A 26,213-nucleotide genomic window follows, 5' to 3' on the forward strand; every position below is an offset into this window, starting at 1 on the left:
GTGTCGTGAGCAAGGAGTGGTGGATTAGATGACCGACGAGACGCGCCCCGAAGGACGCACGCCGTCGGGACACCCTGAGCCACAGGGCCGGCCGGAGTTCCTCCCCGCCGGAGACCGGCAGGACGGGCGGCCGCCCACCCCCGGCGGTGACGACGCCGGCGAGACCTCCGTCTTCGGCACCTCCCACCCCTACGACGAGCCGGCCCGCCCGGGCGACACCCGCGCGTACGAGCCCCCCGGCCCGCCCCCCGCCTTCGGCCACCCCAGCGGCGAGAGCTCGTCCTTCGGTCATCCGGGCGGCGAACGCCCCTCTTTCGGACACCCCGGCGGCGAAGGCCCGCCCTTCGGCCATCCGGGCGGCGAGCGTCCGACCTTCGGCAACCCGAGCGGCGAGGGCCCGTCCTTCGGTCATCCGGGCGGCGAGCGTCCGACCTTCGGCAACCCGAGCGGCGAGGGCCCGTCCTTCGGTCATCCGGGCGGCGAAGGCTCGCCCTACGGCGAGTCACCCCGCTTCGGCGACTCGGGCGAGGGCCCGCCCTTCGGGCATCCGAGTGGTGAGCGTCCCTCTTTCGGGCACCCCGGTGGTGAAGGCCCCGGTTTCGGCAACCCCGGCGGCGAGCGTCCGACCTTCGGGCATCCGGGTGGGGAAGGACCGGCTTTCGGCAACCCTGGTGGCGAAGGTTCGTCCTTCGGGCATCCCGGTGGCGAAGGACCGCGCTTCGGTGGCCCGGCCGGCGAGAACGCGTACGCGACCGGCGAGTGGCCGTTCTTCGGCAGCGGCGAGAAGCGCCCCGGCTCCTTCACCAACCCCAGCGGCGAGGGCCCGTTCGGCGGGAGCGGCCCGCCACCGCCGCCGAACGCCCTGCCCATGGGCGCCAACTGGGCGCCGCCGCCCGGCGCCACCAGGGTCGCGGCACCCCGCCGCGGCCCCAGCACCCCGATGCTGCTCGTGCTGGCCCTGGTCGTCGCCCTGGTCGCGTCCGGCCTCGGCAGTGTCGGCACCTACCTGCTGACCCGCCCGAGCGGCAGCACCGACCCCTCCTACAGCCTCGGCCCCATCCCCACCGGCAACGTCGACCGCGCCCCCACCTCCGTCGCCGGCGTGGCCGCGCGGGTGCTGCCCAGCGTGGTCTCGCTGGAGGTCGGCAACGGCAGCAACACCGAGGGCGCCTCCGGCTCCGGGTTCCTGATCAAGAACGGGTACGTGGTGACGAACAACCACGTGGTCGCCCTGGCCGCCGGCGGCGGCGACATCAAGATCATGTTCAACAACCGCAAGACCACGACGGCCCGCATCGTCGGCCGCGACCCCGGCTCCGACCTCGCGGTGCTCAAGCCCGAGGAGACGTTCGGCACTCCCGAGATCACGCTCGGCAACTCCGACCAGGTGGTCGTGGGCGACCCGGTCATCGCGATCGGCTCGCCGCTGGGCCTGACCGGCACCGTCACCACCGGCATCGTCAGCTCGCTCAACCGGCCGGTCATCGCCGGCGACGAGAGCGGCGGGGGCGGCGAGGAGACCGCGTACATCAGCGCCATCCAGACCGACGCCGCCATCAACCCCGGCAACTCGGGCGGCCCGCTCGTCAACGGCCGCGGCGAGGTCGTCGGCGTCAACTCGGCGATCGCCACCCTCAGCCGGTCCATGACGAGCCAGAGCGGCAGCATCGGCCTCGGCTTCGCCATCCCGGTCAACCAGACGCGCCGCGTCGCCGAGGAGCTCATCACCACCGGCAAGGCCAAGCGTCCCAAGATCGGCATCGTGCTCGACACCGAATACCGCGGCGAGGGCGTACGCATCGCCTCCGGCATCCAGAACGGCCGCCCGCCGATCGACGAGGGCGGCCCGGCGGAGAAGGCCGGGCTCAAGCCCGGCGACATCATCCTTGAGGTCGACGGCCTGCGCCTCCAGGACGGCAACGAGCTCATCGCGCTGATCCGCAGCAAGGCGCCGGGCGCGAAGATCAACATCAAGTACGAGCGCGACAACGAGGAACGCACGGCCACCCTCGTGGTCAGCGCCGATGCTCCCACACCTACTCCGTCCTGATCTCGCGCGCTCCCGCCGAAGGGAACCCCCTCGGGTGTGGCGCCGTGACGCGTGCCTCGGGGGGCAACCCGAAGGGACCCCTCGGGTGTGGCGCCGTGACGCGTGCCTCCGGCCCGCTCGGCTGAAAAGCCAGGGAAGGTCCTGGAGCCTCTTCGGAGGCGGGATTCGTCCGCGAGGAGGAGACCGAGCTACCCGTTAGAGCCCTTAGTCTGTGGGATAGCCGGGGTTGTCCCCGGGGCGGTTGACTGCTTGGAGCTGACGGTGTTCGGACTTGGCTGGCTGGAAGTCGGCGCGCTGATCATTATCGCGCTGCTGGTCTTCGGCCCGGATAAGCTGCCCCAGGCGGCTTCCCAGGCCGGGAAGACCCTGCGCAACCTGCGCCGCATGGCCAACAACGCGCGTGACGACCTGCGGGCCGGCCTGGGGCCCGAGTTCTCCAATTTCGACCCGGCCGACCTCAACCCGCGCAACTTCGTCCGCAAGCATCTGCTGGAGGACGACGAGGACGACTGGAAGAAGCCGGCCGCGGCCGAGCTGGAGCCCGCCGACACCGTCCCGGTGGGCGGCGAGCTGGGCGTGGGCGAGATCCCCCCGTACGACAACGAGGCGACCTGACCCACGCCCGTCGCGGGGTCAGCCCCGGTTGGGCGAGAGCCCGAGCTGCATGCCCTTGAGGCTCGACGAGCGCTTGCCGAGAGTGGCCGCGATCGAGCGGAGCTGCGTCGCGGCGGGGGAGTCGGGGTCGGTGAGCACCAGCGGCTTGCCTTCGTCGCCGCCCTCGCGCAGCCGCAGGTCGATCGGGACCTGGCCGAGCAGCGGCACGCGCGCGCCGAGGATGCGGGTCAGCGCGTCGGCGACCGTCTGGCCGCCGCCCTCGCCGAAGACGGCGATGCGCTCGTCACAGTGGGGGCAGGGCAGCCAGGCCATGTTCTCGATGACGCCGGCGATCTGCTGGTGGGTCTGCGCCGCGATGGAGCCGGCCCGCTCGGCCACCTCGGCGGCGGCCATCTGCGGGGTGGTGACGACCAGGATCTCGGCCCCGGGCAGCCGCTGGGCCACCGAGATCGCGATGTCGCCGGTGCCGGGCGGCAGGTCGAGCAGCAGGACGTCCAGGTCGCCCCAGTAGACGTCGGCGAGGAACTGGTGGAGCGCCCGGTCGAGCATCGGCCCGCGCCACACGACGGGGGTGTTGCCCTCGGGCTTGAACATGCCGACCGAGATGACCTTGATGTCATGGGCCATCGGCGGCATGATCATGTCTTCGACCTTGGTGGGCCGTTCGGCCGCGCCCAGCATGCGGGGGACGCTGTGGCCGTAGATGTCGGCGTCGACGATGCCGACCTTCATCCCGCTCGCGGCCATGGCGGCGGCGAGGTTGACCGTCACGGACGACTTGCCGACGCCGCCCTTGCCGCTGGCCACCGCGAAGACGCGGGTCAGCGAGCCGGGCTTGTTGAACGGGATCTCCTTCTCGGGACCCCGGTCACCGCGGAGCTTGGTCTGCAGCTCCTTGCGCTGCTCCTGGCTCATCACGTCGAGTTCGAGCTCGACGGCGCTGACGCCGTCGACCTTGGCGACCGCGGCGGTGACGTCGCGCCGGATGGTGTCCTTCATCGGGCAGCCGGCGACCGTGAGGTAGACGCCGACGCGCACCTTGCCGTCTGCGGCGATGTCGACGCCCTTGACCATGCCGAGGTCGGTGATCGGGCGGCGGATCTCGGGGTCGATGACGGTGGCGAGGGCGGCCGTCACCTGGTCCTGGGTTGGTGCCATCGAAGTCTCGGCACGCCCGGATGAGGGGGTGCCGTCCCTCCTTTGCCGGTATATGTGTGACAGGCGCTGGACGCCAGTTGAGGATGCCCCTCCATGGTATGAACCTGGAAGCCGGTCCCGTTAATCCAGTCGGATCCGTCGGTTTTCCGGGCAGCCCTCCAAGGTTACTCCCTGGCTCCCACGGCGTCAGCGCCGCTCCTTGAGCTCCTCGCCCAGCCGCTGCAGTTCGGAGCGCAGGTAGTCGCGGGTCGTCACCTCGCCGAGCGCCAGCCGCAGCCCGGCGATCTCGCGGGTGAGGTACTCGACGTCGGCGCGGTTGCGCTCGCCCGTCTCCCGGTCCTGCTCGTACTGGACGCGGTCGCGGTCGTCCTGCCGGTTCTGCGCGAGCAGGATCAGCGGGGCCGCGTACGAGGCCTGCAGCGACAGCATGAGCGTGAGGAAGATGAACGGGTACGGGTCGAACTGGAACCGGGCCGGGGCGGCGACGTTCCAGCTCACCCAGACCGCCACGAACACGGTCATGTAGACCAGGAAGCGCGCGGTGCCGAGGAAGCGGGCGATGCGCTCCGCCAGCCGCCCGAACACCTCGGGGTCGTAGTGCGGGCGCAGCGAGCGGCGCAGTTCGCGGGGCTGGTCCAGGCGTTCGGTGGTCACGTCAGAGCCTCTCGCGCCAGTCTTCGGGCAGCAGATGGTCGAGGACGTCGTCGACGGTCACCGCGCCGACGAGCCGGGTGTGCTCGTCGACGACCGGGGCCGCGACGAGGTTGTAGACCGCCAGATAGGCGGCCACGTCGTGGAGCGGCAAGTCCGGTTTGATCGGGTCGATCGACGGGTCGATGACGCTGCCGAGGAGAGTGGAGGGCGGGTCGCGGAGCAGCCGCTGGAAGTGGCTCATGCCGAGGTAGCGGCCGGTCGGGGTCTCGTTGGGCGGCCGGGTGATGAACACCTGGGCCGCCACCGAGGGAGTCAGCTCCTTCTGCCGGACGTGCGCGAGCGCCTCGGCGACCGTGCTGGTCGGGGGCAGGATGACCGGATCGGTGGTCATCAGGCCGCCGGCGGTGTCGTGCGGGTAGGTGAGCAGCCGCCGCACCGGGGCGGCCTCCTCCGGCTCCATCAGAGCCAGCAGCGCGGCCGCCTGCTCCGGGGGCAGGTCGTGGAGCAGGTCGGCGGCGTCGTCGGGGCCCATCTCCTCCAGCACGGCGGCGGCCCGCTCCGGTTCGAGCGTGCGCAGGATGCCGACCTGGTCGCCGGGCGGCAGCTCCTCCAGCACGTCGGCCAGCCGGTTGTCGTCGAGCGCGCGGGCCACCTCCTCGCGCCGCTTGCCGGACAGCTCGTGCAGCGCGCTGGCCAGGTCGGCGGCGCGCAGCGACTCGAACGAGGCGATCAGCCCGGCGGCGCCCTGGTCCTTCTGCAGGATGTCGAAGCCCGACACCTCGCTCCAGTCGACCACCCGCGCGTCACGCCGCCTGCCCCGGTGGACCGCGATCCGGGTCACCTGCCACTCGGACCGCTTGACCTCGGCGACGGCCACGTCGTAGACGGTCATCGGCTCGCCGTCGACCCGCACGGTCAGGTCGAGCATCTCGCCGATCACCAGGGTCTCGGTGGGCCGCTGCTCGAACCGGCGGACGTTGAGCCTGCCGGTGAAGATCACCGCGCCCGCCTGGATGCCCCGTACGCGGGTGATGGGCAGGAACACCCGGCGGCGCGGGCGGACCTCGACCACCATGCCGTGCACCCGGGGCGGGCGCGTGCCGCGCAGCCCGACCACCACGTCTCTGATGCGCCCGATCTGGTCGCCCGCCGGGTCGAAGACCGGCGTGCCTGCCAGGCGGGCGACAAAGATCTGCACGTCAGCAGGCTAACAGTGCTATGGCGTTGCGCCGCGGACCCCCGGCGTGTCAGTATCAAACCCGCTAAACAGTGATTACTCTCACGGGGGTTCGCGTGCGCTACGCGGGACTCGCGATGGCGTTCGCGTCCTCGCTCTGCTTCGCCTTCTCCGGGCCCATGGCCAAGTATCTCAACGAGGCCGGCCTGGCGCCGCTGGAGGCGGTCTGGGTGCGGATGGCCGGCGCCGGGCTGCTGCTGCTCGCCGTGCTGGCCGTGGTGAAGCCGTCCGCGCTGCGGATCGCCCGCTCGCGGCTCCCGTTCTTCGCGGTGTACGCGATCGTCGCCGTCGCCGGTGTGCAGTCACTGTACTTCGCGGCCATCACCCGGCTGCCCGTGGGGATCGCCCTGCTGCTGGAGTTCATGGCGCCGGTGATGGTGGTGGCGTGGGTGCGGATCGTGCGCAAGATCCGGCTGGCCAGGGCCGCCTATATCGGCGCGGTGATGGCCGTGGCCGGGCTGGCCATCGTGGTCGAGGCATGGGAGGGCATCCGGCTGGATGCGATCGGGCTGGTGCTGGCGCTGATGGCCGGGGCGTGCTGCGCCGGATATTTCCTGATGAGCGATAGCTTCGGGGACGACGTCGACCCGCTCGGTCTGATCGCCTGGGGCATGACCGGCGCCGCCGTCGTGCTCGCCCCCATCTCCCAGCCCTGGAACATCCCCTGGGACGCCTTCACACTCACCGTCGCGCCGGCCGGCGGCGCCACGCTCCCGGTGCTCGGCGCGTACCTGTGGATGGTGCTGGCCGCCACCGTCGTCGCCTACATCCTCGGGGTGAACGCGGTGCGCAGGCTCTCGGCGGCCGTGGGCGCGACCGTCGCCTCGCTGGAGGTCATCGCCGGCGCGGTCGTGGCCTGGCTGCTGCTCGGCCAGGCGCTCGGCGCGTACCAGATCCTGGGCGGGGCCATCGTGCTGACGGGCGCGCTCCTCGCGCAGACCGCGACCGTCAGCCGTCAGGCGCCCGCGCTCGCCGAGCCGGTCGCGCCCGTGGACGCGGGCGTGAGCCGCAGCACCGTCGACTCCTGAGCCCAGCGCCCGGGCAGGCCCTCGCTGTCGCGGGCGTTGAGCCGCTCCTTGGCCAGCACGGCCACCACCTCGGGCGCCGCCGCCTGATCGACGACCGCCACGGCGGCGTCGAACTCCACCAGCCGGGCCCCATTGTCCTTGCTGCGCAGCGTGACCCGTACGCGCTCACGGCTGGTCAGCCCCGGCAGCTCCTGCTCCTCGCCGCCGGTCACCAGATAGATCGCGCCGTCGTGCCACGCGTGCCAGGCCAGTCGCGGCCGGTCGAGATCGAGCCAGAGGATGCCGGACTTCTTGGCGCCCTCCTCGATTGCCAGGGTGTTGTCGGTCACAGCTTGAATGTAACCGGCCCGGGTGCCGTTACGGTGTGGCTCATGTTGCGTTCGCGTAGATCCGTCCTGGCCGTGCCCGGTAGCAACCCCCGGTTCGTGGAGAAGGCCCGCGGCCTGCCCGTCGACGAGGTGTTCCTGGACCTGGAGGACGCGGTCGCGCCGCTGGCCAAGGAGGAGGCGCGGCGCAACGTGGTGGCCGCGCTGCGCGAGGGCGGCTGGGACGGCAAGACCGTCGCGGTGCGGGTCAACGACCTGGCGACGCAGTGGGCGTACAAGGACGTGATCGAGGTCGTCGAGGGCGCCGGCGACCGGCTCGACTGCCTGATCCTGCCCAAGGTGCAGGACCCGACCGAGGTCGTGTGGCTCGACACCCTGCTCACGCAGATCGAGAAGGCCATGGGTTACGAACCCGGCCGGATCGGCATCGAGGCGCAGATCGAGAACGCGCGCGGGCTGGTGAACGCCGACGCCATCGCGGGCTCGTCCGGGCGGCTGGAGACGCTGGTCTTCGGGCCGGCCGACTTCATGGCCTCGATCAACATGCGCACCCTCGTCGTGGGCGAGCAGCCGCCCGGCTACGAGGAGGGCGACGCCTACCACTACATCCTCATGCGACTGCTCATGGCCGCCCGTACGCATGACCTCCAGGTCATCGACGGCCCCTACCTGCAGATCAAGGACGTCGACGGGTTCCGCAGGGCCGCCCGCCGCTCGGCCGCGCTCGGCTACGACGGCAAGTGGGTGCTCCACCCGCTGCAGGTCGACGCGGCCAACGAGGTGTTCTCGCCGCCGCAGGACGACTACGACCGCGCGGAGCTCATCCTCGACGCGTACGAGCACTACACGACGGTCGAGAAGCGCGGCGCGGCCATGCTCGGCGACGAGATGATCGACGAGGCGTCCAGGAAGATGGCGCTCGTCGTCGCGGCCAAGGGACGGGCCGCCGGGCTGAAGCGCACCACGCGCTTCAGCCCGGAGGGCTAGACCTTCAGCCCGACCGCGGTGAAGAACCAGAACGACGAGGTCAGCCAGAGACCGACGAGCGCGGCGAACACCAGCCCGCCGATCACCGGCAGGGTCCAGCCGGGGGCGTCCTCCTTGCGCAGGGCCAGCATCTTCGTGGTGAACACCCCGTAGAAGAAGCAGCCGAGCAGCGAGTGGACCATCACCCTCGGCACGTCGTACTGCAGGCCGAGCGCGTACAGGCAGTGGAAGGCCACCGGGATCGTGAGCAGGAACGCCAGCCTGCCCGACCACCGGTGGACCCCGGCGGGGATGTCCACCCCGAGCTTGCCCCACATCGACAGGGCCGAGACGACCTGCACCACGGCCAGCGCCGCCGAGGCCGTGGTCAGCCAGACCTTCATCGGCAGCGCGGCCGAGAAGCCCGCGACGCCGACGGCGAAGCCGGTGGGGGCGTGCACGCGCCCGTACACGCCGAGCGCGACCATGAGGACGCCGCCGGCCAGCAGCGGCACCAGCAGCGAGACGGCGCCGCGGGCAGGGCGGTGGTGGAGGGCGGTCATGACATCTCCTCGATGAAGCCGTCGACGTCCTCGGGGGTGACGGTGGCCCCGTTGACGGAGACGGGACTGGTCGGGTCGTCGCCGTCGAGCCGCGGGATGTCCACCGGCTCGCCGTCCTGGGAGGCGGCGCCGACCTGCGTGTAGCCGCCCGACGGGTTCCTCACCACGATCCAGCCCGCGCGGACCTGGGCGCCCCTGACGACGGCGCTGGCCCGGTACAGGCCTGAGGGCTTCTTGGCGGTGCCGGCGACGAAGCTCCACTTCCTGCCGCCGACGGCGACCTGCCCCTCGGCCCCGCCGTCACCGAGCTCGGCCTTGACCGTGGCCTTCCCCGAGCCCTTCAGGGTCAGCCGGTCGCTGGTCGCGTTCCCCTTGAACCAGGCCTCGGTTTTGCCGTCGCAGAAGTATCCGACGGCCTTGCCGTCGCGGATCGAGATCGCGATGAGGCCGCCGTTGTCCTTCACCCGGCCCGCGTAGTCGGCCTTCTCCGGCACGACCGGCTCCGGCTCCTCGAACGTCGGCGTCTCACTGGGCGAGGGCTCGGCCGCGGCCGTCTCCTCGCCGGTTTCCGGTGATCGCGTCGCCTCATCGGCGGTGGCGACGGCCTGCTCCGCCGCCGGCGCCGCGGTGATGCTGGCGACACCCAGCCCCGCGGCGAGCACCGCGCCCGCCGCCAGGGTGACGATAGGTCCCAGCCTTGACATGGCTTGCTCCCAGGGTCGACATGCGTACGTCCCGAGCATCCGCCGAAAAGGCCGCGCCGTCTGTGAACTATTGCGCACCGGATGGACAGAATATGGAGATGCAGGATAATCCCGAGCCTTCACCAGGCCCTTACGGCGGTCCGCCGGCGGGCTATTACCCGTACCCGCCGCCACGGCCGTCCTGGTACGCGCCCGTGCCGCGTGACGCGCGGTACGACCAGCTCGCCAGGACCCCGGTCAGCCGGGTGTGGCGGCAGGTCGTGGGCACCCTCGCGGTCGCGGCCGCGTTCTTCGTCATCGGCGCGATCGTGCTGCTGGCGGGGGTGATCATCGGGGCCGTCCTGGGCATCCCGCAGCCCGAGCGGCCCGAGCAGATCTCCGGCGATCCGGTGTACGGGATGATCCTGCTGCTGTTGTCGATCGCGGCCGTGCTCCCGGTGGTGTTCGGCGTGGCCGCCTTGGTGCAGCGGCGGCGGCCGGGGACGCTCTCGTCCGTGGCCGGGCGGGTGCGCTGGTCGTGGCTGCTGATCTGCGTGGGCGCGGCGGTGCTGTCGATGGTGCTGGCCCAGATCGCCCAGGTGGTCCTGCTGGTCGCCACGGGGGAGCGGACCGAGGGCATCTTCGGGTGGACCGGGTGGGAGCGGTTCCTGCCGGCGCTCGTCGTCATCGTGCTGCTCGTGCCTTTCCAGGCGGCCACCGAGGAGTACCTGTTCCGGGGGTGGCTGCTGCAGGCGTTCGGGGCTCACCTGCGCAACCCGTGGTGGGGGATCGTGATCAGCTCGGTGCTGTTCGCGTCGTTGCACGGATACCAGTGGGCGGGGCTGCTCGACGTGTTCGCCTTCGGCCTGGCCATGGCGGTCCTGACGGTGTGGACCGGCGGTCTGGAGGCGGCCATCGCGCTGCACGTGCTGAACAACACGGTGGCGTTCGGCATCAGCGCGGCGGCGGGGCAGCTGGACCAGGCGCTGGATCAGGCGTCGGTGCCGGTGCCGTGGCAGTCGCTCGTGGGGACCGTCGTGCAGCTGGGAGTGTTCATCCTCCTGGTGCTCTATTTCGCTAAAAAGCGGTCAATCAGCACTACTTCTGGATAAATCAACCGGTGGGTGCCGGGAATCTCGCTAGAGAGGTCTCGCCATTCCGGCTCCGGCGTGCTGGTCTGGTTCTTGTGGACTCGGGCGTACGAGATGAGGGGTGATCGTTTCGGGCGGCGGGGTAGGAGTAGTCGTTGTGCGAGCGATCCTGTGGCGCGATGCCGGAGGAGGGGACGCGATGGTCGAATTCAGTCCATGTAGCGCATATGTTCGGATAAGTCATCCTTGGAACGGTCCCCCTGTTCCTGCCGGTTCCGCCGAGCAGACTCGAACCCGACCCTTCGAGCCGACCGGCCCGCCCGCTCCGGGCCCCGTCCCGCTCGACCCGTCCGACTAGGAGGTACGGCGCGTGGCCTCCGGCGCCAGTGACCAGCATCGGCAGCCGCCAGACGACCCTCGTCCCGGCGACGCCACAGCCCCGGACTCACCCCCCGCCGACGAACCCGCCTCCCCCGGCCCGGGAGCCCCCGGCGACGTGCTCGCGCCCGGCCCGGGAGCCCTCGACGACGTGGTCGCGCAGGGCCTGGGCGGCGCCCCGTCCGACCCCGCCGGGCTGGAAGCCTTCGGCCGCGGCGAGCCCGTCCCGCCGGCCGAGTCCTCAGCCCCGGGCGGTGCGCATGCGCGGGAGCCCCGCATCCGGCACAGCCCGCCGGGGCCGACGGACGACCGGGCGCGCGGATTACCGCTGACCTCGCCCTGGGGGATGCCGCCGTTCGCCGCGCCCACCCCGGAGGACGAGCCCCAGGAGCTCCCCAAGGGCCGCCGCCCGTACAGCTCCCCCACCGCGGAGCCGGACACGGAACCCAGGCGTCGCCGCCGCACGGTCGACCGCCCCGACAAGCTCGTGGCCAGCGGCCCGCCACGCCCCGTCCCACCACCCCACGACCCGCCACGAGAGCCCGAGCCTTCCCCGCCCGGCGAGGGGGCGGGGAAGGACCTCGGCTCCCCCCACGACACCATCGGCACCCATCCCGATGGCGTCGCCGCCGAGAACAACCCCCCCACGGAAGCGGAGCCCGCCCCCGAAACCCGGACCAGGCGAGACGCCCGCACGGCCCCGTACGGAATCGCCCACCAGCCTCCGGCGCCAGACCGAGGAGACGACGCTCCGAGGGGTGGGGAAGCCCTCGGCACACGGGCTCCCGGGAGCGGCGAGGTCACCGGCACCTCGGCTCAGGCTGGAGAGGAAGTTCGTACGGCTCCGTACGGGATCGCGCATCAGCCCGGCCGAGGGGAGGAGACCAGCGGTGAGCCGTCACGGGGGGTCGCTTCCGTCGGAGCCGGGGGCGCGGGGGACGGGCAGGACGAGAACGCTGATGGGGACGAGCCGGTGCGGCGGGTCGGGAGGCCGCCGGGCGGCAGGCCGGCGCGGCCTGATCTGCTGGTCGCGTCGGGTCCCGAACGACCCGGGGGAAGGCATCAGAGGGGCCCGGCCCCGGCGGCGATGCGGCGGGCGAGTCCCGTGCGGCGGGGGCGCAGCCCGGCCGCGCCGATGGCCGTGGCGCTGGCGGTCGCGCTGCTGGTGGCCGCCGGCGTGCTGGTGTGGCAGTGGCGCGCCGACGACGAGGCCCGGCTCAGGCTCGCCACCGGCACCGGCAGGTCAGGCGACAACCTGTTCACGGTCCCGGCGGCGGCCCAGGGCACCGACCAGAAGCTCAACGACGTGGCCGCCGTCGGCCGCGCCGTGGTGGTCGTGGGCAGCGACACCACCGGCCCGACGCCGAGGCCCCTGTTCCTCTACTCCGCCGACGGCGAGAAGTGGCAGCTCGGCCGCGTCACCGGCGCGAGCACGCCCATCGTGCAGCGGGTGGCCGGCGGCGACGGCCGCTGGCTGGCCACCGGCGGCGACGGGGTGCGCGAGCGAGGTCTGTGGACCAGCGCCGACGGCCTGAACTGGCAGGCGGTCGGCGGGGGAGAGGCCTTCAGGGACGGCGACCTGATCCACGACATCGCCAGGACGGGCTCCGGGTTCGTCGCGGTGGGCGAGGCGGCGCTGCGCGACGGCGGCGCGGGCCCGGCCGCCTGGCACTCCGCGGACGGCCACGCCTGGGAGCGGGTGGAGACCCGGGGCCTGGAGGCGGGCGAGATCCGCGCCGTGGTCGCCAGAGGCGACACGGTGGTGGCCATGGCCAGGCCCGCGCAGGGCGACGGCTCCCGCGTCCTCAGGTCGGCCGACGGCGGCCGCACGTGGCAGGCGACCGGCTTCCAGCTGCCGGAGGCGACGCCCAAGGCGGGTTCGCTGGCGGTCGCGTCGAAGCGGTTCGTGCTGGTGGCCACCAGGCAGCGCACGATCACCGGCGACGTGCGCGCCTACTGCTCGCCCACCGGCGCCGAGTGGTCGCAGTGCGGCACGATCGACGGCCTGCCCGCGGCCAGCCCCGGCGTCGAGCGGCTCGTCTCGTACGAGGACGGCGTGGCCGCGGTGAGCCAGGCGGGGATCGGCTCGTACGCGGTGCTGACCAGCACGGACGGCCGCTCGTGGAGCGGGCGGGCGGGCATCGGGGAGCTCCGGGGGGCGACGCTGCGCGGGTTCGCGATCGCCGCGGGCGGCACCCTGTACGCGGGCGGCGACCGCGCGGTCTCGGACGTGGACAACGAGCCGGTCCTCATGGCGGTGCCCCGGCGCGGCGAGCCCGTGCGCGTACCGCTCGACCAGGTCCGTGGCCTGACCAGGATGGCCCGCGAGACCAGCGGCCTGGCCAGCCACGACGGCCGCTACGTGGCCGTCGGCTCGGCCGGGGGCGAGGCGGGCGTCTGGACCAGCCAGGACTGGAAGGACTGGAGGTCCATCGGGCTCGGCGGCCCGCGACGGCAGCAGCTGAACGACGTGGCGTTCGGCCGCCGCGGCTGGCTGGCCGTAGGCGGCACCCAGGCCGGCCTCCAGGAGACGGAGCCGCTGCTGGTCAGTTCCGGCGACGGGCGCGCCTGGAAGAAGGTGCCGCTCTCGGGCGATCTGGCCAGGCCGGGCGACCACCCGTACCTGGACGTGCGGACGGTCGCGGCGGGCCCCGACGGCTACCTGCTCGCGGGCGAGGACCGCGGCCCGGCGGGCACGGCGGCGGCCGTCTGGTTCACCCCCGACCTGCGCTCGTACACCCGCTCGGAGCGGCTGCCGCAGGGCGGCTCGGGCGTGCGCCTGCACGACGTGGCGGCCACCCCCGGCGGGTACGTGGCGGTCGGCGGCGCGGGCGCGGGCGGGAACGAGAGCGGCATCGTCTGGGTGTCGCCGGACGGGCTGAACTGGACGGCCCGCGAGCGGCTCTCCCCGCCGGACGCGTCCTCGGCCGGGCTGCGCCAGGTGGCGGTGTACCAGGACAGGCTGGTGGCCATCGGGACCGCCTCGACCGCCTCGGGCGCGTCCCGGGCCTTCTCGGCGATCTCCGAGGACGACGGCGTGACCTGGGAGACGTCATGGCTTCCCGCGGAACGGGCGGCCGGCGTGTACGACCTGGCGGCGGCCGGGCAGGGCCTGGTCGCGGTCGGCTGGCACGGCGAGCAGGGCGAGGGCGACAGCGCCGCCTGGATCTCCCAGGACGGCCTCTCGTGGAGCCGGCTGGACCTGAAGGAGGACCGCCTGGCCGGGCCGGGCGCCCAGTGGCTGGCCGCGGTGACGATCTCCGGCGAGGAAGTGGTGGCGCTGGGCCGGTCCACCACCTACAGCGACGACCACCTCATCCTCTGGACGTCCACCCTCACCGCCGGCCGCTGAGCCCCGCCAGGGTCCGCGGCGTCACGTGGGCAGGACCCGCCAGGCGCGCAGGGTGTCCAGCAGGCCGGTGGTGAGCGGCAGCCGGGCGAGCTCCTCCCGCGTGCACCAGCGGGCGTCGGCGGCGTCGTCGCCCGGCGTGAGGGTGCCGCCGACCACGGTGGCGCGGTAGTCGCGGACCGCGTACGTGTCGCCGCCGGGAGCGGGCAGGTCCACCGTGCCCGCGAGCGGGCCCACAGCCACCTCCAGCCCGGTCTCCTCCAGCACCTCGCGCCGCACCGCCACGGCGTCGGACTCGCCGGGCTCCACCCGGCCGCCCGGCAGCGACCAGCGACCCACGTCCGGAGGGTGCCCGCGCCGGATGAGCAGAAGGCGGCGCGCGTCGTCCAGGACGATCGCGCCGACACAATTTACGCGCACATGGTCAAGATTACGACGTGATAACGGACTGCGGTCTTGACGGGGCGGTGCCCGACGAAGCACCGTGGGTAGCTGTGAGAGCGGCTCCAACCTGCCCACGGTGCTTCGGCCCGCTGCACGCGCCGAGCGTGTGGTCCAGTGCCTGGCGTTGCGATGCGCACGGCGACGTCCTGCCGTACCAGCCGCCCTGGCCGCCGTCGCAGACGGCCGCGGAGGCGATGCGCAAGACCTCGCTGGTGCCGGTCTGGCTGCCCTGGCCGCTGCCGTCCGGATGGCTGGTGACGGGATTCGGCGAGGTCGGCGACGAGCGCAAGGGCATACGGGCGAGCCTGGTCGCGCTGTCCGGGCCGTCCTTGACGCAGGGGCCCGCGGACATCCTCGTCATCGCCGAGGAGCCGGGCGTCGGCCTCGGGGCCGCGTTCGCCGGTCTGGACGGGGCCGACCCCGGCGAGGGGTTCGACTCGGGCCCGCCCAACGCCAAGATCGAGGTCCTCGGGCATCCGGCCCCGCTGTGGTGCGTGAACGGCGCCGCCGACCGGGCCGTCTACGCCGGTGAGGCGCTCGGCAACTGGCTGTGGGTCATCGCCTGGCCCGCCGAGGCCGGCTGCCTCATCGTGCTCGCCGAGCTGAGCCTGATCGACCTGCGCGACCACGACCTCGACATCCCCTTCGGCGCGTTCTCCCCCCGGCTCGAAGACTGATGCCCAACGGGATTCGCTCACCGGTGCGGACGGGCTAGAGTTCGGAGGCGTGACAGCGCGTATCGAGCGAGTGGTGACCGAGGGCCTCGTCGACATCGACGGCACCGAGCACAAGGTCGAGAACAACACCTGGATCATCGGCGACGACGAGGAGGCCATCGTCATCGACCCCGCCAGGGACGCCGAGAAGATCCTTGAGCAGGTGGGTGAGCGCGAGGTGCTCGCGGTCATCTGCACCCACGGCCTGCCCGACCACGTCGGCGCCGCCATCGAGGTGGCGGCCAGGGACGAGGCGGTCGTCGCACTCCACCCCAAGGACAAGCCGCTCTGGCGGGAGACCTGGACCGAGACCTGGCCCGACATCGACATGGAGGACGACGGCATCTTCCAGGTCGCCGACGTCCAGCTCGACGTCATGGAGACGCCCGGCATCACGCCCGGCGGGGTCTCGCTCTACTGCGAGGGCCTCGGCGCGGTCTTCTCCGGCAAGACGCTCCAGGCCGACGGGCCCGGCAAGCTCGGCGGCGAGTACCCCCGCCTGGCCGACCAGCTCACCGCCATCGGCGGGCGGCTGTTCACGCTGCCCGGCGACACGCGGGTGCTGCCCGCCCACGGCGAGGAGGTCACCATCGGCGACCTGGAGCCGCACTTCGACGACTGGATCGGCGGTTCGCTGACGCGGGTCGAGACCGAGCCCGAGGAGGAGGGCCCGCTCGTCGACGGCACCAGGGCCGCCCGCATCAGGCTCGACTCCGGCGACGACTAGGGTGTACGACCAGCTTCCGCTGGATGGGATGCCGCGGCGGCTCTACTCGTGCACGCCGTCGCGGCTGAACGCCTGGCTCGACTGCCGGCGCCGCTACCGGTTCACCTACCTGGACCGGCCGCAGCCGTCGAAGGGCCCGGGCTGGGCGCACAACAGCGTCGGGGCGAGCGTCCACAACGCGCTGGCGGCGTGGTGGCGGGAGCCGTACGAGCGGCGCACGCCGTTGACGGCGGCCGTCTTACTCACCAAGGGCTGGATCACCGAGGGGTTCAGGGACGAGGCCCAGTCGGCGCAGTGGCTCGGCCGCGGCCGCGACCTGGTCTCCGGCTATGTGGCCACGCTCGACCCGTCCGACGACCCGGTCGGCGTCGAACGCACCGTGGCCACCCGGACCTCGGTCATCGCGGTCTCCGGCCGCATCGACCGGCTCGACCGGCGCGGCGACGAGCTGGTGGTGGTCGACTACAAGACCGGGCGCCGGCCGCTCACGCAGGACGACGCGCGCTCCTCGCTGGCGCTGGCGATCTACGCGGTGGCGGCGTCCCGCATGATGCGCACCCCGGCCCACGCCGTCGAGCTGCACCACCTGCCGACGGGCGAGATCGTGCAGTGGCGTCACACGGACGAGTCGCTCGACCGCCATCTGCGGCGCGCCGAGGAGATCGCGCTGGAGGCGGCGGAGGCGGACGAGCGCTACCGGACGGTGATGGGCGAGCCGGCCCAGGCCAAGCGCCCTCGGCCCCGCGACGCGGGCCGTTCACCGGCGGCCCGTGACGACGCGCCGGCCCCCGAGCGGCGTGACCGGCCCCTGGTGAGCCCGCCACGCGTGCCCACGGAGCTGGACGAGGTGTTCGCCCCCAGCCCCGGCCCGATCTGCGGCTGGTGCGACTTCCGCCGCCACTGCCCCGAAGGCCTGACCGCCGCCCCCGAGCACCGCCCCTGGGACGGCCTGGCGGAGTGACGCTGTCAGGTGGCGCGGGTGTCGAGGGTGTGGCTCTCGGCCTCGTTCCAGAACCTGACGAGCGCCGCCGCCGTGGTCTCCGGGGCCTCCACCGCGGGTGAGTGGGCCGCGCCCGGCACCACCACGCAGTCGGCGCCCAGGGCCGCCGCCATCTCCTGCTGCGTCTCGGCAGGCCAGCCGTCGTCGTGTTCCCCGTACAGAACGAGCGTGGGCACCTCGATCTGGCGCAGCTCCTCGGTGCGGTCGCGCACGGACACCACCTCGTCGGCCATGCGCGCCAGACCCGTCGGCGAGTTGGACAGCAGCCGTTGGCGCAGGAAGGCCATGATGTCGTCGGGCACGCCCGCGGCCAGCGCCTCCGGCTCGAAGCCGGCATGCCACACGTGTTCCAGCCCCGACAGGGGGATCGTGCGCGTCAGCCATCGGGCGTGTCCGGCGCGCTTGCCGGTGATGCCCGCGGGGCCGGAGCCCATCAGCGTGAACGAGGCGAACTTGGTGCGCCCGTCGATCGCCGCCTCGCGCGCCACCAGCCCGCCGAAGGAGTGGCCCACCAGGTGGACCGGCTCGCCGTCGCCGAACCGCTGGGCGAGCGCGTCGACGTCGGCGCCCAGCGCCGCGCAGGTGTAGGCGGCGGGGTCGTCGAGGCCCGGCGTCTCGTACTGGCCGCGCAGGTCGACGGCCAGCACGCGGCGGCCCGACAGGGCGAGCGTCTGCAGGACCGCGATGAAGTCTTCCTTGCTGCCCGTCAGGCCCGGGAGAAGGATCGCGGGCCATCGCTCCACCACGCCGGTCGCCGGCAGCGCCTCGAGGGCCGCGAACATGCCGCGGTCGGTCTCGATCTTGCGTGGGGTGACGCCAGGAGGCAGGTGCAGGAATCGCGGCGTACTCACGTGGGGCAACAATACCCAGAGCCCACCACCTCGACACCGGTGAACACGGTACGCCGGTGCGATCTGGGGCGAGTCGTGCCCATGTCCGTGAGAAAGCCCGTGACATGCGGAAAGGCGCGCACCCCGTCGGGATGCGCGCCTTTCGCCGAACGTGTCAGCCGGTGCGGCGGCGGTTGCCGCGGTTGCCGCCGCGGCGCTGCTGCTTGCGCTCCGTGGCCGCCGACGGCGCGATGTCGTCGTCGTCCGTCGCCAGGTCAGGTGACTGGAAGATCACCGTGAACGGGCTGGCCGGGATGATCCGCTCCGGCTCCCGCCGCGGTGCGGCGAACTCCGGCTCGCCCGGCGCCGTGGCCTCGTCACGCGACGAGGACTCGGTCTCCTGGCGTGCCGGCGTGGCGACCTCGTCCCGCTGGGAGGCCGCGACCCGGTCACGCGACGGCGTCGCGATCTCGTCCCGCTGGGAGGCCGCGACCCGGTCACGCGACGGCGTCGCGATCTCGTCACGCGGCGGGGCCGCGATCTGGTCGCGCCTGGGCGCGGCCGTGTGGTCGCTCGGCGGGGCCGTGACGGACCGCTCCTGGCGGGCGGTGACGTCCGCGACCTGCTCCTCCTGGACGGCGGACCGCCGGGTGCGGCGGCGCGGCTCGGCGGCCGTCGCCACCTCCTCGGCGGTGATGATCGCGGGCGTCTCCTCCTGGTGCTGGCTGGAGCGACCGGTCACGAGCTCGACCTCCGGCGTCTCGACGGCAGGGCTGCCCCCGGGGCTCTCCTCCGCGGACCTGCCGCCGCGGGTGCGGCGGCGCTGGCGCGTGCGGGCCGGACGCTCCCGCTCCCGCTCTCGCTCCTCACGCTCGTCGCGGCGACGGCCGCGCGCGCGTGGCCGGCCCGTCTCGCCGAGGTCCTCGATGCGCTCCGCGGAAAGGCCCGCCCGGGAGCGGCTGGCGTGCGGCAGCACGCCCTTGGTGCCCTCGGGGATGTCGAGCTCGGTGTAAAGGTGAGGAGAGGTGGAGTAGGTCTCCTCGGGCTCCGGGAAGTCGAGGCCCAGCATCTGGTTGATCATCTTCCAGCGGGTCAGCTCCTCCCACTCCACGAACGTGACCGAGATGCCCGTGCGCCCGGCCCGGCCGGTGCGGCCGATGCGGTGCACGTAGGTCTTGTCGTCGGTGGGGCAGTCGTAGTTGACCACGTGGGTGACGTCGTCGATGTCGATGCCGCGAGCCGCCACGTCGGTGGCGACCAGCACGTCGACCTTGCCGTTGCGGAACGCCCGCAGCGCCTGCTCACGCTGGCCCTGGCCGAGGTCGCCGTGGACGGCCGCGACCGCGAACCCGCGGGTGTCGAGCTGCTCGGAGACCATGTCGCAGGCGCGCTTGGTCTCGCAGAAGATCATCGTGAGCCCGCGGCCCTCGGCCTGCAGCAGCCGGGACACGATCTCGATCTTGTCCATCCGGTGGGCGCGCCACACGATCTGGCGCACCTGCGGGGTGGTCTCTGCCTCGCCGCTCTCGTTCTCGGCGCGCACGTGGGTGGGGCGGCTGAGGTACTTGCGGGAAAGGGTGACGATCTCGCCCGGCATGGTGGCGGAGAACAGCATCGTCTGCCGCTCCGCCGGGATCAGCTTGAAGATCCGCTCGATGTCCGGCAGGAAGCCCAGGTCGAGCATCCGGTCGGCCTCGTCGAGGACCAGCGTGTTGACCTGGCCGAGGTCGAGATGCTTCTGCTTGACCAGGTCGAGCAGCCGGCCGGGGGTGCCGACGATGACGTCGACCCCCGCCTTGAGCGCCTCGATCTGCGGCTCGTACGCGCGCCCGCCGTAGACGGTGAGCACCCGCGAGCCGAGCTTGCCGGCGGCGGTGACCAGGTCCTCGCTCACCTGGGTGGCGAGCTCGCGGGTCGGCACGACGACCAGCCCGCGTGGCTTCTTGCGGTTCTTGCGCGGCTTGCCGATGCTCTGCAGCATCGCGATGCCGAACGCGTAGGTCTTGCCGGTGCCCGTGCGGGCCTGGCCGATCAGGTCCTGGCCGTTCAGCGCCAGCGGAAGCGCCATTTCCTGGATCGGGAACGGTGTCGTGATGCCCTCGGTCTCGAGGGCATCGGCGATTTCTGGTGTGACTCCGAGGTCTCGGAAAGTCGTCAGCGTGGCCTGCCTCAGTCTCAAATGAAGGCGGGCCTGCCGGGACCTACGGGCGGAAATCCGACCTCGTATCTGGGTCCTCGCGGTAGAGCCAGCCCTCTCGCGTCATTACGACCGCGCACCCGGGGATCGGGGGATTCGGAGGAGAGACCCCCGAATGTACACAGTGCGGTCGCACTTTCTCAGAGCAGTGTACTCGATACCACAACGCTGACCAGGCTTACGGATGTTCCCGAAGATTCCCGGAAGTACGCTGCCTTCCATGAACGAGTCTCCTGGGGTCGCCGACCTGCTCGGCGTCCTGGCCTATGCCGAGCTGAGCGCATTCACGAGGATGACCGAGGACGCCGCCACGCTGGCGCCCACGCTCGCCGACCGGACGGCGCTGTGCGAGCTGGCCGTCGCCGAGTATCAGCACTTCCGGCTGCTCTACGACCGGCTGCGGGAGCTGGGGGCGGACCCGGAGCGGGCGATGCAGCCGTTCGCCGGGGCGCTGGACGCCTGGCACACCCAGACCAGCCCGGCCGACTGGTTGCAGGCCCTGGTCAAGGCCTATGTGGGGGTGGGCATCGCGCTCGACTTCTATCGTGAGGCGGCCCGGAGGCTGGACCCGTCGATCGTGGAGCTGGTCGACGAGGTGCTGACGGACGAGGGGCGGGCGGAGTTCGCCGTCGAGCGCGTACGGGCCGGCGTCGCGGCGGACCCGGCGGTGAGCGGGCGGCTGGCGCTGTGGGCCAGGCGGCTCGTCGGCGAGGCGCTCAGCCAGGGCCAGCGGGTGGCGGCGGAACGCCCGGAGCTGGCGCTCATGCTGGTGGAGTCGGGCGCGAACGACCAGGCGGAGATCTCCCGCCTGTTCGCCAAACTGACGGAGCAGCACGGCAAGCGCATGGCGGCGCTCGGCATCTGAGGCGTCACGCCCGGGAGCCGCGCCTCAAGGCGGCTCCCGGGCGGCGGCGCCTAGAGGGTGCCGCCGAAGCCCACGGGACGCGACTCGTCCTCGCCGATCTCGATGAAGCCCAGCGACGCCACCGGCACCACCACACGCCTGCCCTTCACGTCGGTGATGGCGAACACGCCGCGATCGGCGGCAAGGGCCTTCCGGATTTCCTCCTCGACCTGCTCGGACGACAGGTCGGTCTCCACAACGAGCTCACGGTGCACCGAACGCACGCCGATCTTGATTTCCATCATGCTCCCTTTCCACGGGGCGGGGCTTCCCTCATCGTGGCCGTTCGACGCCGGAAAAGCGCAGCTGATCGCGCCCAGCGAACGGGTTAAGCCGTACGCGGAAAACCGCTGATGCCCCGCCAGGCGAGCCGGGCCATGAGCTGCTCGGCCGCGTCCTTGGGGATGGAGCCGTGCTCGCTGACCCAGTAGCGGGCACTCACCTCCGCCATGCCGACCAGCCCGACGCCCAGCAGGTGGGCCTCGTCGCTGGTGCAGCCGGTGTCTTCCTGGATCACCGCGCTGACCATCTCGGCGCACTCGTTGAGCGAGCGCTCCACGCGCTGCCGCACCGGCGCCACGTTGCGCAGGTCGGACTCGAAGACCAGCCGGAACGCCTCGCCCTGGGTGGAGACGAAGTCGAAGAACGCGCTGAACGTCGCCTGCACCCGCAGTTTGTTCTCGGTCGTGGAGGCGAGCGCCTCCCTGCACCGGGTGACCATGTCGTCGACGTGCAGGTCGAGCAGCGCGAGGTAGAGCTCCAGCTTGCCCGGGAAGTGCTGGTAGAGCACCGGCTTGCTGACCCCCGCGCGGTCGGCGATCTCGTCCATGGCGGCCGCGTGGTAGCCGTTCTCCACGAACACTTCCTGCGCCGCGCTCAGCAGCTGCCTGCGGCGGGCGAGTCGGGGCAGCCGGGTGCCCCGGGGCTTGGCGTCCGGGGTAGCGGTCACACGGGTCTCCAACGGGTTTCGTGCCGGGTCTGCCGACATCCTACGGGCGGGTAGTCATCACCTCAGCGATAGTCGTCGTCGTCGTACCCGACCACGCGGTCCTGCTCGATCGCGTCGGCCGGGTTGACCTCAAGGGGAAGCTCGAGGCGCCACTGCTCGTCGTCCTCCCGCAGCGGACGCTGTTGCTCGGCGGCGTCGGCCGGCGTCGCCTCGATCGGCAGCTCCTGGTCATCGGCGAAGTTGTCGTCGTCCCCGCGTACGTCCATCTCCGACATGTCGGTCCCCCTCTTCGTGTGGACTGAACCAGATTACGCCCGGCTGAAAAGGTCGCCGTGCTTCTCCATCCTGGCCAGCACGTCGGACGACGTGAACACCAGGTCTTCCGGGCTCTCGCAGCGTTCGACCTCCTTCCACAGCAGTGGCGTGGAAACCGTCGGACGCGTCCTGGCCCGCAGCGAGTATGGCGCGACCGTGGTCTTGGCGGGGTTGTTCTGGCTCCAGTCGATGAAGACCTTGCCCGGCCGCTGCTTCTTCGCCATCACGCTGACGATCCGCTCGGGGTGCCGCTTCGCCAGCGCCTGGGCCAGCCGCTTGGCGTACGCCGACGGCTCCTCGCGGCCGTCCCACGCGGCGTACAGTTGCATGCCCTTGCTCCCGCTGGTCTTCGGCCTGGCCTCCAGGCCGTCGGCCGACAGCACCTCGCGCAGCATCAGGGCGACCTCGCAGCACTCCACGATCGTCGCGGGGGGCCCGGGGTCCAGGTCGAACACCAGCGTGTCCGGCGGCAGCGCGCGTCCTTCCCCGTCCACCCGCCACTGGGGCACGTGCAGCTCCAGCGCGGCCAGGTTCGCGTAGTAGACCAGCCCCGGCAGGTCGTCGATCAGGGCGAAGTCGATGGCGTCGCGGTCCTTGGTGCTGCCGGGCGCCGGCAGCCGTGCCCTGCGCACCCAGCCGGGGGTGTGCTCGGGGGCGTTCTTCTCGAAGAACGACATGCCCTCGACGCCGTTCGGGAAGCGCTTGACCGTCAGCGGCCGGCCTTCCAGGTGCGGCAGGAGCACCGGGGCGATCCGGCTGTAGTAGTCGATGACCTCGGCCTTGGTGAAGCCGGACTCGGGATAGAGCACCTTGTCCAGGTTGCTCAGGACGAGTTCCCGCCCGTCCACCCGCACCGGGACCTTGCTCGCCGGGCTCATCGGGCCGTCACCTCCGGGGGCAGCTTCTCCGGGCCCGCGCCACACGGGACGGCGCGGCCTTCGTGTACGCCACCTCCCCGACGAGATCGGGTCTAACCCATCGATAACGCCACAGGACCGGCCCGGCATGGGTTCGACGAGCTATGGCATTGGTCGCACGGGGACGGGTATGTCCCCGTTGGCGAACCGCCCGACACTACTGAGGAGTTGCCCATGCGCAGCATCTGGAAAGGTGCGATCTCCTTCGGGCTGGTCACGATCCCGGTGAAGCTCTACTCGGCCACCGAGCAGAAGGACGTCAGCTTCCACCAGGTGCACCGCGAGGACGGCGGCCGCATCCGCTACAAGAGGGTGTGCACGCTCGACGGCGAGGAGATCGCGTACGCGGACATCGCCAAGGGTTACGAGCTGGCCACGGGCGAGATGGTCGTGCTCACCGACGAGGACTTCGAAGGGCTGCCGCTGAGCACCTCCCGCCGGATCGACGTGCTGCAGTTCGCCCCCGCCGAGCAGATCGACCCCATCTACTTCGCCAAGTCCTATTACCTGGAGCCCGACGCGCAGGGGGCCAAGCCGTACGTGCTGCTGCGCGACGCGCTGGAGAGCTCCGGCCAGGTGGCGGTGGTCAAGGTGGCGCTGCGCCAGCGCGAGTCGCTGGCGACGCTGCGGGTGCGCGACGGGGTGTTCGTGCTGGAGACCATGCTGTGGCCGGACGAGATCCGCAAGCCGGACTTCGAGTTCCTGGACGAGGACATCGACGTGCGGACGCAGGAGCTCAAGATGGCCGAGTCGCTGATCTCCACGATGGAGGCCGACTTCGACCCGGCCGAGTACCACGACACCTACCGCGAGGCGCTGCAGGAGGTCATCGAGGCGAAGGTGGCGGGCAAGGAGGTCGTCACGCCTCCGGAGGCCGAGGAGGAGGGCGGCCCCGCCGTCGACCTCATGGCGGCGCTGCGGGCCAGCGTCGAGGCCGCCAAGCGCGAGCGCGAGGGCGCTCCCGCCAAGCCGAAGCGGGCCGCCTCGGGCAAGGCGAAGGCCAAGGACGACAGGGCCAAGGACGACAGCGCCAAGGAAGAGAAGGCCAAGGAAGAGAAGGGCCAGGAAGAGAAGGCCCCCGCCAAGCGGAAGGCCCGCAAGTCGGCCTGACGCCTCCTGCCCCTGGACTCACCCCCGCTGTCCGTTCTCACGCGCGGCCATGCGGCCGTGTACCCGGATGATCCTGCCGGCGCTTGCCTTGCATTAGCGGACATATCGGACAATTCGTGCAGTTACATTCTATAAACGCTTAATTTAAGCAATAGCAACGCTAATGCATAGCAAAATGGAAGGATGACTGTTTGCTCACCCAGAGTGACGGGAATATCACTTACCGGATGAGTCTTCAGCATCATCCGGGGACCTTTCTTGGACCTTAAGAAAGGTCCCGAGTACGGGGCAATCGAACCTTTAGGGGGAAAACGCAATGCCCAAGCTCAAGAGTGTTCTCGCGGGCCTCGCCCTCAGCACCGCCGTGACAGGTGGCGTCGTGGTCGCGGGCGCGACCATGACCACCACCAGCGCAGCTGCCGCCACTCAGGTCAGCGCGGGCACGTCGGTCCTGACCGGCGGGCACTGCGGCCACCGCTGCTGGTGGCGCAAGCACCACCGCAAGCAAGTCCGGGTCATCGTCGAGAACTTCAACATCAACCGGAACCCGAACGAGCACCGGCGCCACCACCGGAACTGGGGCTGGGACGACCTCGACTGACATCGACAACCTCGCCGGCCGTCGCATGGCGCAGCCAGTGGATGACACGTCGGCTAGTGATCAATCGTCGTTGACGGCGCAGGAATGAGTGCTCGTTCTCATTGAGGATCGGTTCGGGGCCCCTTTTCTGGGGATACGGTTTCCGCTCTGTGGTGAATTCCGGGCTCTCTCGGGGGCGGGTCGCGTTCTATGGCGCGGCCCGTCCTGAGTTTTCCTTTCTCGTCTCCACGGCAACTTCGAGGGCTCCGCCGGCACTGGCGCCGGGGGAGCCCTCTCCTTTTGTCGTGCACGGGCGTATTCCCGGAGGCGGGGATTTCGGCATGTCCCTTGCCGGGCGGTCTTACGGGAGCGCTGAGAGCCTTTGTGACGCCCGACGCGAACCTGGCTGAGGGGGGTGCGCAGGGGACATGAAAGAGCCCGTATCCATCGGTGCGGCCTTTCGTGAGAAGGGCCGCACCGATGGATACGGGCGTTGGGCGGTGCGCGGGAGCTCGGCGCCTGGGCGGACTCCAGGAGCGGATCCTGAGAGCTCGGAAGCCCCGGCCGTCCATGAGACGACGCAATGAGGGCCCCGCCGGCGCCATTGCCGGCGGAGCCCTCGAAGTTGCCGCGGAGACGAGAAAGGAAATCTCAGAACAGGCCGCGCCATCGCACACGGCCTGTCCCGAGAGCCCGGAATTCACTACGAGCCGGGAAACCACATCCCTGGAAAGGGACCGGACGACCATCAATGAAAACGAGCGCTCATCCCATCCGCACCCGGCGGTCGGCGAGGTGGCTCGCCCTAGTTGATGAGGTTGCTGTGGTGACGGCGGTGGTGGTGACGGTCGTGGCGGCGCAGCTTGTTCTCGTTGAAGTTGAAGTTCCGGACCACGACGCAGATGTGCTTGTTCTTGCTGCGACGGCCCCAGCCGCCGCCGTGGTGGTGGCCGCACCTGTGGCGGTTGCCGAAGGTGTGGCCCCCGAAGAAGCCGAAGCCGAGGCCGTTGTTGAAGCCGAAGCCGTCGTTGAAGCCGTCACCGAAGCCGTCGTCGGTGACGACGGGCGCGGTGGTCGGCATGGCGGCGGCGGCGGTCGCACCTCCGGCAACCAGGCCGCCGGTAAGCGCGGTGCTGACGGCGAGGCCCGCGATAACACTCTTGAGCTTGGGCATTGCGTTTTCCCCCTAAAGGACGGATTGCCCCGTTCTCGACGATCTGGACGGCTACTAATGAGTCATCCTGCTGAATGTCATTTCCGGCCTGTGGCCTATGAAACGGAGTTCGCCCTATTTTGCTATGCAATAACAATCTTATTGCTCGGCTTGTAGATCTATCTCGCAAAATGGCACGATATGTCCGATTCGGGCGGAAATGTGGGCGGCTCCACAGGGTGGAACACCGCCTTTCCGGTCTGTTCTCCCCCA

Annotated in this window: 26 protein-coding genes; 12 read left to right on the forward strand and 14 right to left on the reverse strand. The window is 71.4% G+C overall.

The annotated features are described in order from the left end of the window. Positions 1-28 precede the first annotated feature (28 nt). Both FR742_RS45540 and FR742_RS01610 read left to right on the forward strand, forming a co-directional pair. Complete coding sequence (locus tag FR742_RS45540; protein ID WP_148029256.1) at positions 29-2,050, forward strand: S1C family serine protease; 2,022 nt, start codon at positions 29-31, stop codon at positions 2,048-2,050. A gap of 261 nt (positions 2,051-2,311) precedes the next feature. Then, on the forward strand, positions 2,312-2,665 hold the full coding sequence (locus FR742_RS01610; protein ID WP_148029257.1) for a sec-independent translocase: 354 nt from the start codon (positions 2,312-2,314) through the stop codon (positions 2,663-2,665). A gap of 18 nt (positions 2,666-2,683) precedes the next feature. Here FR742_RS01610 and FR742_RS01615 read toward each other — a convergent pair whose 3' ends face one another. The 3 genes from FR742_RS01615 to FR742_RS01625 form a co-directional block, all read right to left on the reverse strand. Next, positions 2,684-3,823, reverse strand: a complete 1,140-nt coding sequence (locus FR742_RS01615; RefSeq protein WP_148029258.1) for an Mrp/NBP35 family ATP-binding protein — start codon at positions 3,821-3,823, stop codon at positions 2,684-2,686. A gap of 186 nt (positions 3,824-4,009) precedes the next feature. Continuing rightward, positions 4,010-4,477, reverse strand: coding sequence for a DUF1003 domain-containing protein (locus FR742_RS01620; protein ID WP_148029259.1), 468 nt, complete (start codon positions 4,475-4,477; stop codon positions 4,010-4,012). 1 nt (position 4,478) lies between these two features. Beyond that, on the reverse strand, positions 4,479-5,675 hold the full coding sequence (locus FR742_RS01625) for a magnesium transporter MgtE N-terminal domain-containing protein (protein WP_315970586.1): 1,197 nt from the start codon (positions 5,673-5,675) through the stop codon (positions 4,479-4,481). Between the two features lie 95 nt (positions 5,676-5,770). On the opposite strand from FR742_RS01625, the gene FR742_RS01630 reads away from it, so the two are divergent. Beyond that, a complete protein-coding gene (locus FR742_RS01630; protein WP_148029260.1) occupies positions 5,771-6,742 on the forward strand; it encodes a DMT family transporter in 972 nt (323 codons plus the stop codon). Here the strand turns inward: FR742_RS01630 and FR742_RS01635 are convergent. Further along, on the reverse strand, positions 6,670-7,071 hold the full coding sequence (locus FR742_RS01635; RefSeq protein ID WP_261808306.1) for a hypothetical protein: 402 nt from the start codon (positions 7,069-7,071) through the stop codon (positions 6,670-6,672). The two genes, FR742_RS01630 and FR742_RS01635, sit on opposite strands and share 73 nt — an antisense overlap. A 42-nt stretch (positions 7,072-7,113) precedes the next feature. Between FR742_RS01635 and FR742_RS01640 the strand changes: the two genes are divergently transcribed. Next, entirely contained in the window at positions 7,114-8,055 is a 942-nt protein-coding gene (locus FR742_RS01640) for a CoA ester lyase (protein ID WP_148029261.1), read from the forward strand. Here the strand turns inward: FR742_RS01640 and FR742_RS01645 are convergent. Then, positions 8,052-8,597 carry a DUF6529 family protein gene (locus tag FR742_RS01645; protein ID WP_148029262.1) on the reverse strand — a complete coding sequence of 182 codons (546 nt, stop codon included), beginning with the start codon at positions 8,595-8,597 and terminating at the stop codon, positions 8,052-8,054. The genes FR742_RS01640 and FR742_RS01645 overlap by 4 nt on opposite strands. After that, on the reverse strand, positions 8,594-9,301 hold the full coding sequence (locus tag FR742_RS01650; RefSeq protein ID WP_148029263.1) for a hypothetical protein: 708 nt from the start codon (positions 9,299-9,301) through the stop codon (positions 8,594-8,596). Before FR742_RS01650 ends, FR742_RS01645 begins: the two co-directional genes overlap by 4 nt. A gap of 98 nt (positions 9,302-9,399) precedes the next feature. On the opposite strand from FR742_RS01650, the gene FR742_RS01655 reads away from it, so the two are divergent. Continuing rightward, complete coding sequence (locus FR742_RS01655; protein ID WP_187280949.1) at positions 9,400-10,392, forward strand: CPBP family intramembrane glutamic endopeptidase; 993 nt, start codon at positions 9,400-9,402, stop codon at positions 10,390-10,392. Between the two features lie 349 nt (positions 10,393-10,741). Next, positions 10,742-14,101, forward strand: a complete 3,360-nt coding sequence (locus tag FR742_RS01660) for a hypothetical protein (protein WP_148029265.1) — start codon at positions 10,742-10,744, stop codon at positions 14,099-14,101. Between the two features lie 21 nt (positions 14,102-14,122). Here the strand turns inward: FR742_RS01660 and FR742_RS01665 are convergent, their stop codons facing one another. Further along, complete coding sequence (locus FR742_RS01665) at positions 14,123-14,518, reverse strand: NUDIX hydrolase (RefSeq protein ID WP_148029266.1); 396 nt, start codon at positions 14,516-14,518, stop codon at positions 14,123-14,125. A gap of 74 nt (positions 14,519-14,592) precedes the next feature. Between FR742_RS01665 and FR742_RS01670 the strand changes: the two genes are divergently transcribed. Genes FR742_RS01670 through FR742_RS01680 form a run of 3 tightly spaced genes read left to right on the forward strand, consistent with a single transcriptional unit; the run spans position 14,593 to position 16,946 of the window. Then, positions 14,593-15,219 (forward strand): DUF6758 family protein, encoded by a 627-nt coding sequence (locus FR742_RS01670; RefSeq protein ID WP_148029267.1) that lies wholly within the window; start codon positions 14,593-14,595, stop codon positions 15,217-15,219. Positions 15,220-15,268: 49 nt separating this feature from the next. After that, entirely contained in the window at positions 15,269-15,985 is a 717-nt protein-coding gene (locus FR742_RS01675) for an MBL fold metallo-hydrolase (protein WP_148029268.1), read from the forward strand. A gap of 28 nt (positions 15,986-16,013) precedes the next feature. Then, on the forward strand, positions 16,014-16,946 hold the full coding sequence (locus tag FR742_RS01680; RefSeq protein ID WP_148029269.1) for a PD-(D/E)XK nuclease family protein: 933 nt from the start codon (positions 16,014-16,016) through the stop codon (positions 16,944-16,946). Between the two features lie 5 nt (positions 16,947-16,951). Here the strand turns inward: FR742_RS01680 and FR742_RS01685 are convergent, their stop codons facing one another. Further along, a complete protein-coding gene (locus tag FR742_RS01685; RefSeq protein ID WP_148029270.1) occupies positions 16,952-17,836 on the reverse strand; it encodes an alpha/beta fold hydrolase in 885 nt (294 codons plus the stop codon). Between the two features lie 154 nt (positions 17,837-17,990). Beyond that, entirely contained in the window at positions 17,991-19,883 is a 1,893-nt protein-coding gene (locus FR742_RS01690) for a DEAD/DEAH box helicase (RefSeq protein ID WP_222708813.1), read from the reverse strand. A 349-nt stretch (positions 19,884-20,232) separates the two neighbouring features. Here FR742_RS01690 and FR742_RS01695 point away from each other — a divergent pair, with 349 nt between their 5' ends. Beyond that, positions 20,233-20,877, forward strand: a complete 645-nt coding sequence (locus FR742_RS01695) for a ferritin-like fold-containing protein (protein WP_148029271.1) — start codon at positions 20,233-20,235, stop codon at positions 20,875-20,877. Between the two features lie 50 nt (positions 20,878-20,927). Here FR742_RS01695 and FR742_RS01700 read toward each other — a convergent pair whose 3' ends face one another. The 4 genes from FR742_RS01700 to ligD all read right to left on the reverse strand — a co-directional run bounded on the left by FR742_RS01700 (position 20,928) and on the right by ligD (position 23,058). Beyond that, a complete protein-coding gene (locus FR742_RS01700) occupies positions 20,928-21,161 on the reverse strand; it encodes a DUF3107 domain-containing protein (protein WP_246639500.1) in 234 nt (77 codons plus the stop codon). Between the two features lie 83 nt (positions 21,162-21,244). Beyond that, complete coding sequence (locus tag FR742_RS01705) at positions 21,245-21,865, reverse strand: TetR/AcrR family transcriptional regulator (RefSeq protein WP_148029272.1); 621 nt, start codon at positions 21,863-21,865, stop codon at positions 21,245-21,247. A 62-nt stretch (positions 21,866-21,927) separates the two neighbouring features. Beyond that, positions 21,928-22,140 (reverse strand): hypothetical protein, encoded by a 213-nt coding sequence (locus FR742_RS01710; protein ID WP_246639498.1) that lies wholly within the window; start codon positions 22,138-22,140, stop codon positions 21,928-21,930. A 33-nt stretch (positions 22,141-22,173) separates the two neighbouring features. Further along, the gene (gene ligD / locus FR742_RS01715) at positions 22,174-23,058 is read right to left on the reverse strand and encodes a non-homologous end-joining DNA ligase (protein WP_148029273.1); all 885 of its coding nucleotides are present in this window, start codon (positions 23,056-23,058) and stop codon (positions 22,174-22,176) included. 213 nt (positions 23,059-23,271) lie between these two features. On the opposite strand from ligD, the gene FR742_RS01720 reads away from it, so the two are divergent. Both FR742_RS01720 and FR742_RS01725 read left to right on the forward strand, forming a co-directional pair. Further along, on the forward strand, positions 23,272-24,207 hold the full coding sequence (locus tag FR742_RS01720) for a Ku protein (RefSeq protein ID WP_148029274.1): 936 nt from the start codon (positions 23,272-23,274) through the stop codon (positions 24,205-24,207). Between the two features lie 316 nt (positions 24,208-24,523). Then, positions 24,524-24,808 carry a hypothetical protein gene (locus FR742_RS01725; RefSeq protein ID WP_148029275.1) on the forward strand — a complete coding sequence of 95 codons (285 nt, stop codon included), beginning with the start codon at positions 24,524-24,526 and terminating at the stop codon, positions 24,806-24,808. Positions 24,809-25,592: 784 nt separating this feature from the next. On the opposite strand, the gene FR742_RS01730 is transcribed toward FR742_RS01725, so the two are convergent. After that, on the reverse strand, positions 25,593-25,961 hold the full coding sequence (locus FR742_RS01730) for a hypothetical protein (protein ID WP_148029276.1): 369 nt from the start codon (positions 25,959-25,961) through the stop codon (positions 25,593-25,595). Positions 25,962-26,213 lie beyond the last annotated feature (252 nt).

Origin of the sequence: Nonomuraea sp. C10 (assembly GCF_008017515.1) — a bacterium.
Taxonomy (GTDB): Bacteria; Actinomycetota; Actinomycetes; order Streptosporangiales; family Streptosporangiaceae; genus Nonomuraea; species Nonomuraea ferruginea.

What these genes read in the sequence shown, in the direction of transcription:
- FR742_RS45540 (WP_148029256.1), top strand. Translation starts at nt 29, where the DNA reads ATGACCGACGAGACGCGCCCCGAAGGACGCACGCCGTCGGGACACCCT.
- FR742_RS01615 (WP_148029258.1), bottom strand. Translation starts at nt 3,823, where the DNA reads ATGGCACCAACCCAGGACCAGGTGACGGCCGCCCTCGCCACCGTCATC.
- FR742_RS01640 (WP_148029261.1), top strand. Translation starts at nt 7,114, where the DNA reads ATGTTGCGTTCGCGTAGATCCGTCCTGGCCGTGCCCGGTAGCAACCCC.
- FR742_RS01645 (WP_148029262.1), bottom strand. Translation starts at nt 8,597, where the DNA reads ATGACCGCCCTCCACCACCGCCCTGCCCGCGGCGCCGTCTCGCTGCTG.
- FR742_RS01650 (WP_148029263.1), bottom strand. Translation starts at nt 9,301, where the DNA reads ATGTCAAGGCTGGGACCTATCGTCACCCTGGCGGCGGGCGCGGTGCTC.
- FR742_RS01655 (WP_187280949.1), top strand. Translation starts at nt 9,400, where the DNA reads ATGCAGGATAATCCCGAGCCTTCACCAGGCCCTTACGGCGGTCCGCCG.
- FR742_RS01680 (WP_148029269.1), top strand. Translation starts at nt 16,014, where the DNA reads ATGCCGCGGCGGCTCTACTCGTGCACGCCGTCGCGGCTGAACGCCTGG.
- FR742_RS01690 (WP_222708813.1), bottom strand. Translation starts at nt 19,883, where the DNA reads ATGGCGCTTCCGCTGGCGCTGAACGGCCAGGACCTGATCGGCCAGGCC.
- FR742_RS01695 (WP_148029271.1), top strand. Translation starts at nt 20,233, where the DNA reads ATGAACGAGTCTCCTGGGGTCGCCGACCTGCTCGGCGTCCTGGCCTAT.
- FR742_RS01700 (WP_246639500.1), bottom strand. Translation starts at nt 21,161, where the DNA reads ATGATGGAAATCAAGATCGGCGTGCGTTCGGTGCACCGTGAGCTCGTT.
- FR742_RS01710 (WP_246639498.1), bottom strand. Translation starts at nt 22,140, where the DNA reads ATGTCGGAGATGGACGTACGCGGGGACGACGACAACTTCGCCGATGAC.
- ligD (WP_148029273.1), bottom strand. Translation starts at nt 23,058, where the DNA reads ATGAGCCCGGCGAGCAAGGTCCCGGTGCGGGTGGACGGGCGGGAACTC.
- FR742_RS01720 (WP_148029274.1), top strand. Translation starts at nt 23,272, where the DNA reads ATGCGCAGCATCTGGAAAGGTGCGATCTCCTTCGGGCTGGTCACGATC.
- FR742_RS01725 (WP_148029275.1), top strand. Translation starts at nt 24,524, where the DNA reads ATGCCCAAGCTCAAGAGTGTTCTCGCGGGCCTCGCCCTCAGCACCGCC.
- FR742_RS01730 (WP_148029276.1), bottom strand. Translation starts at nt 25,961, where the DNA reads ATGCCCAAGCTCAAGAGTGTTATCGCGGGCCTCGCCGTCAGCACCGCG.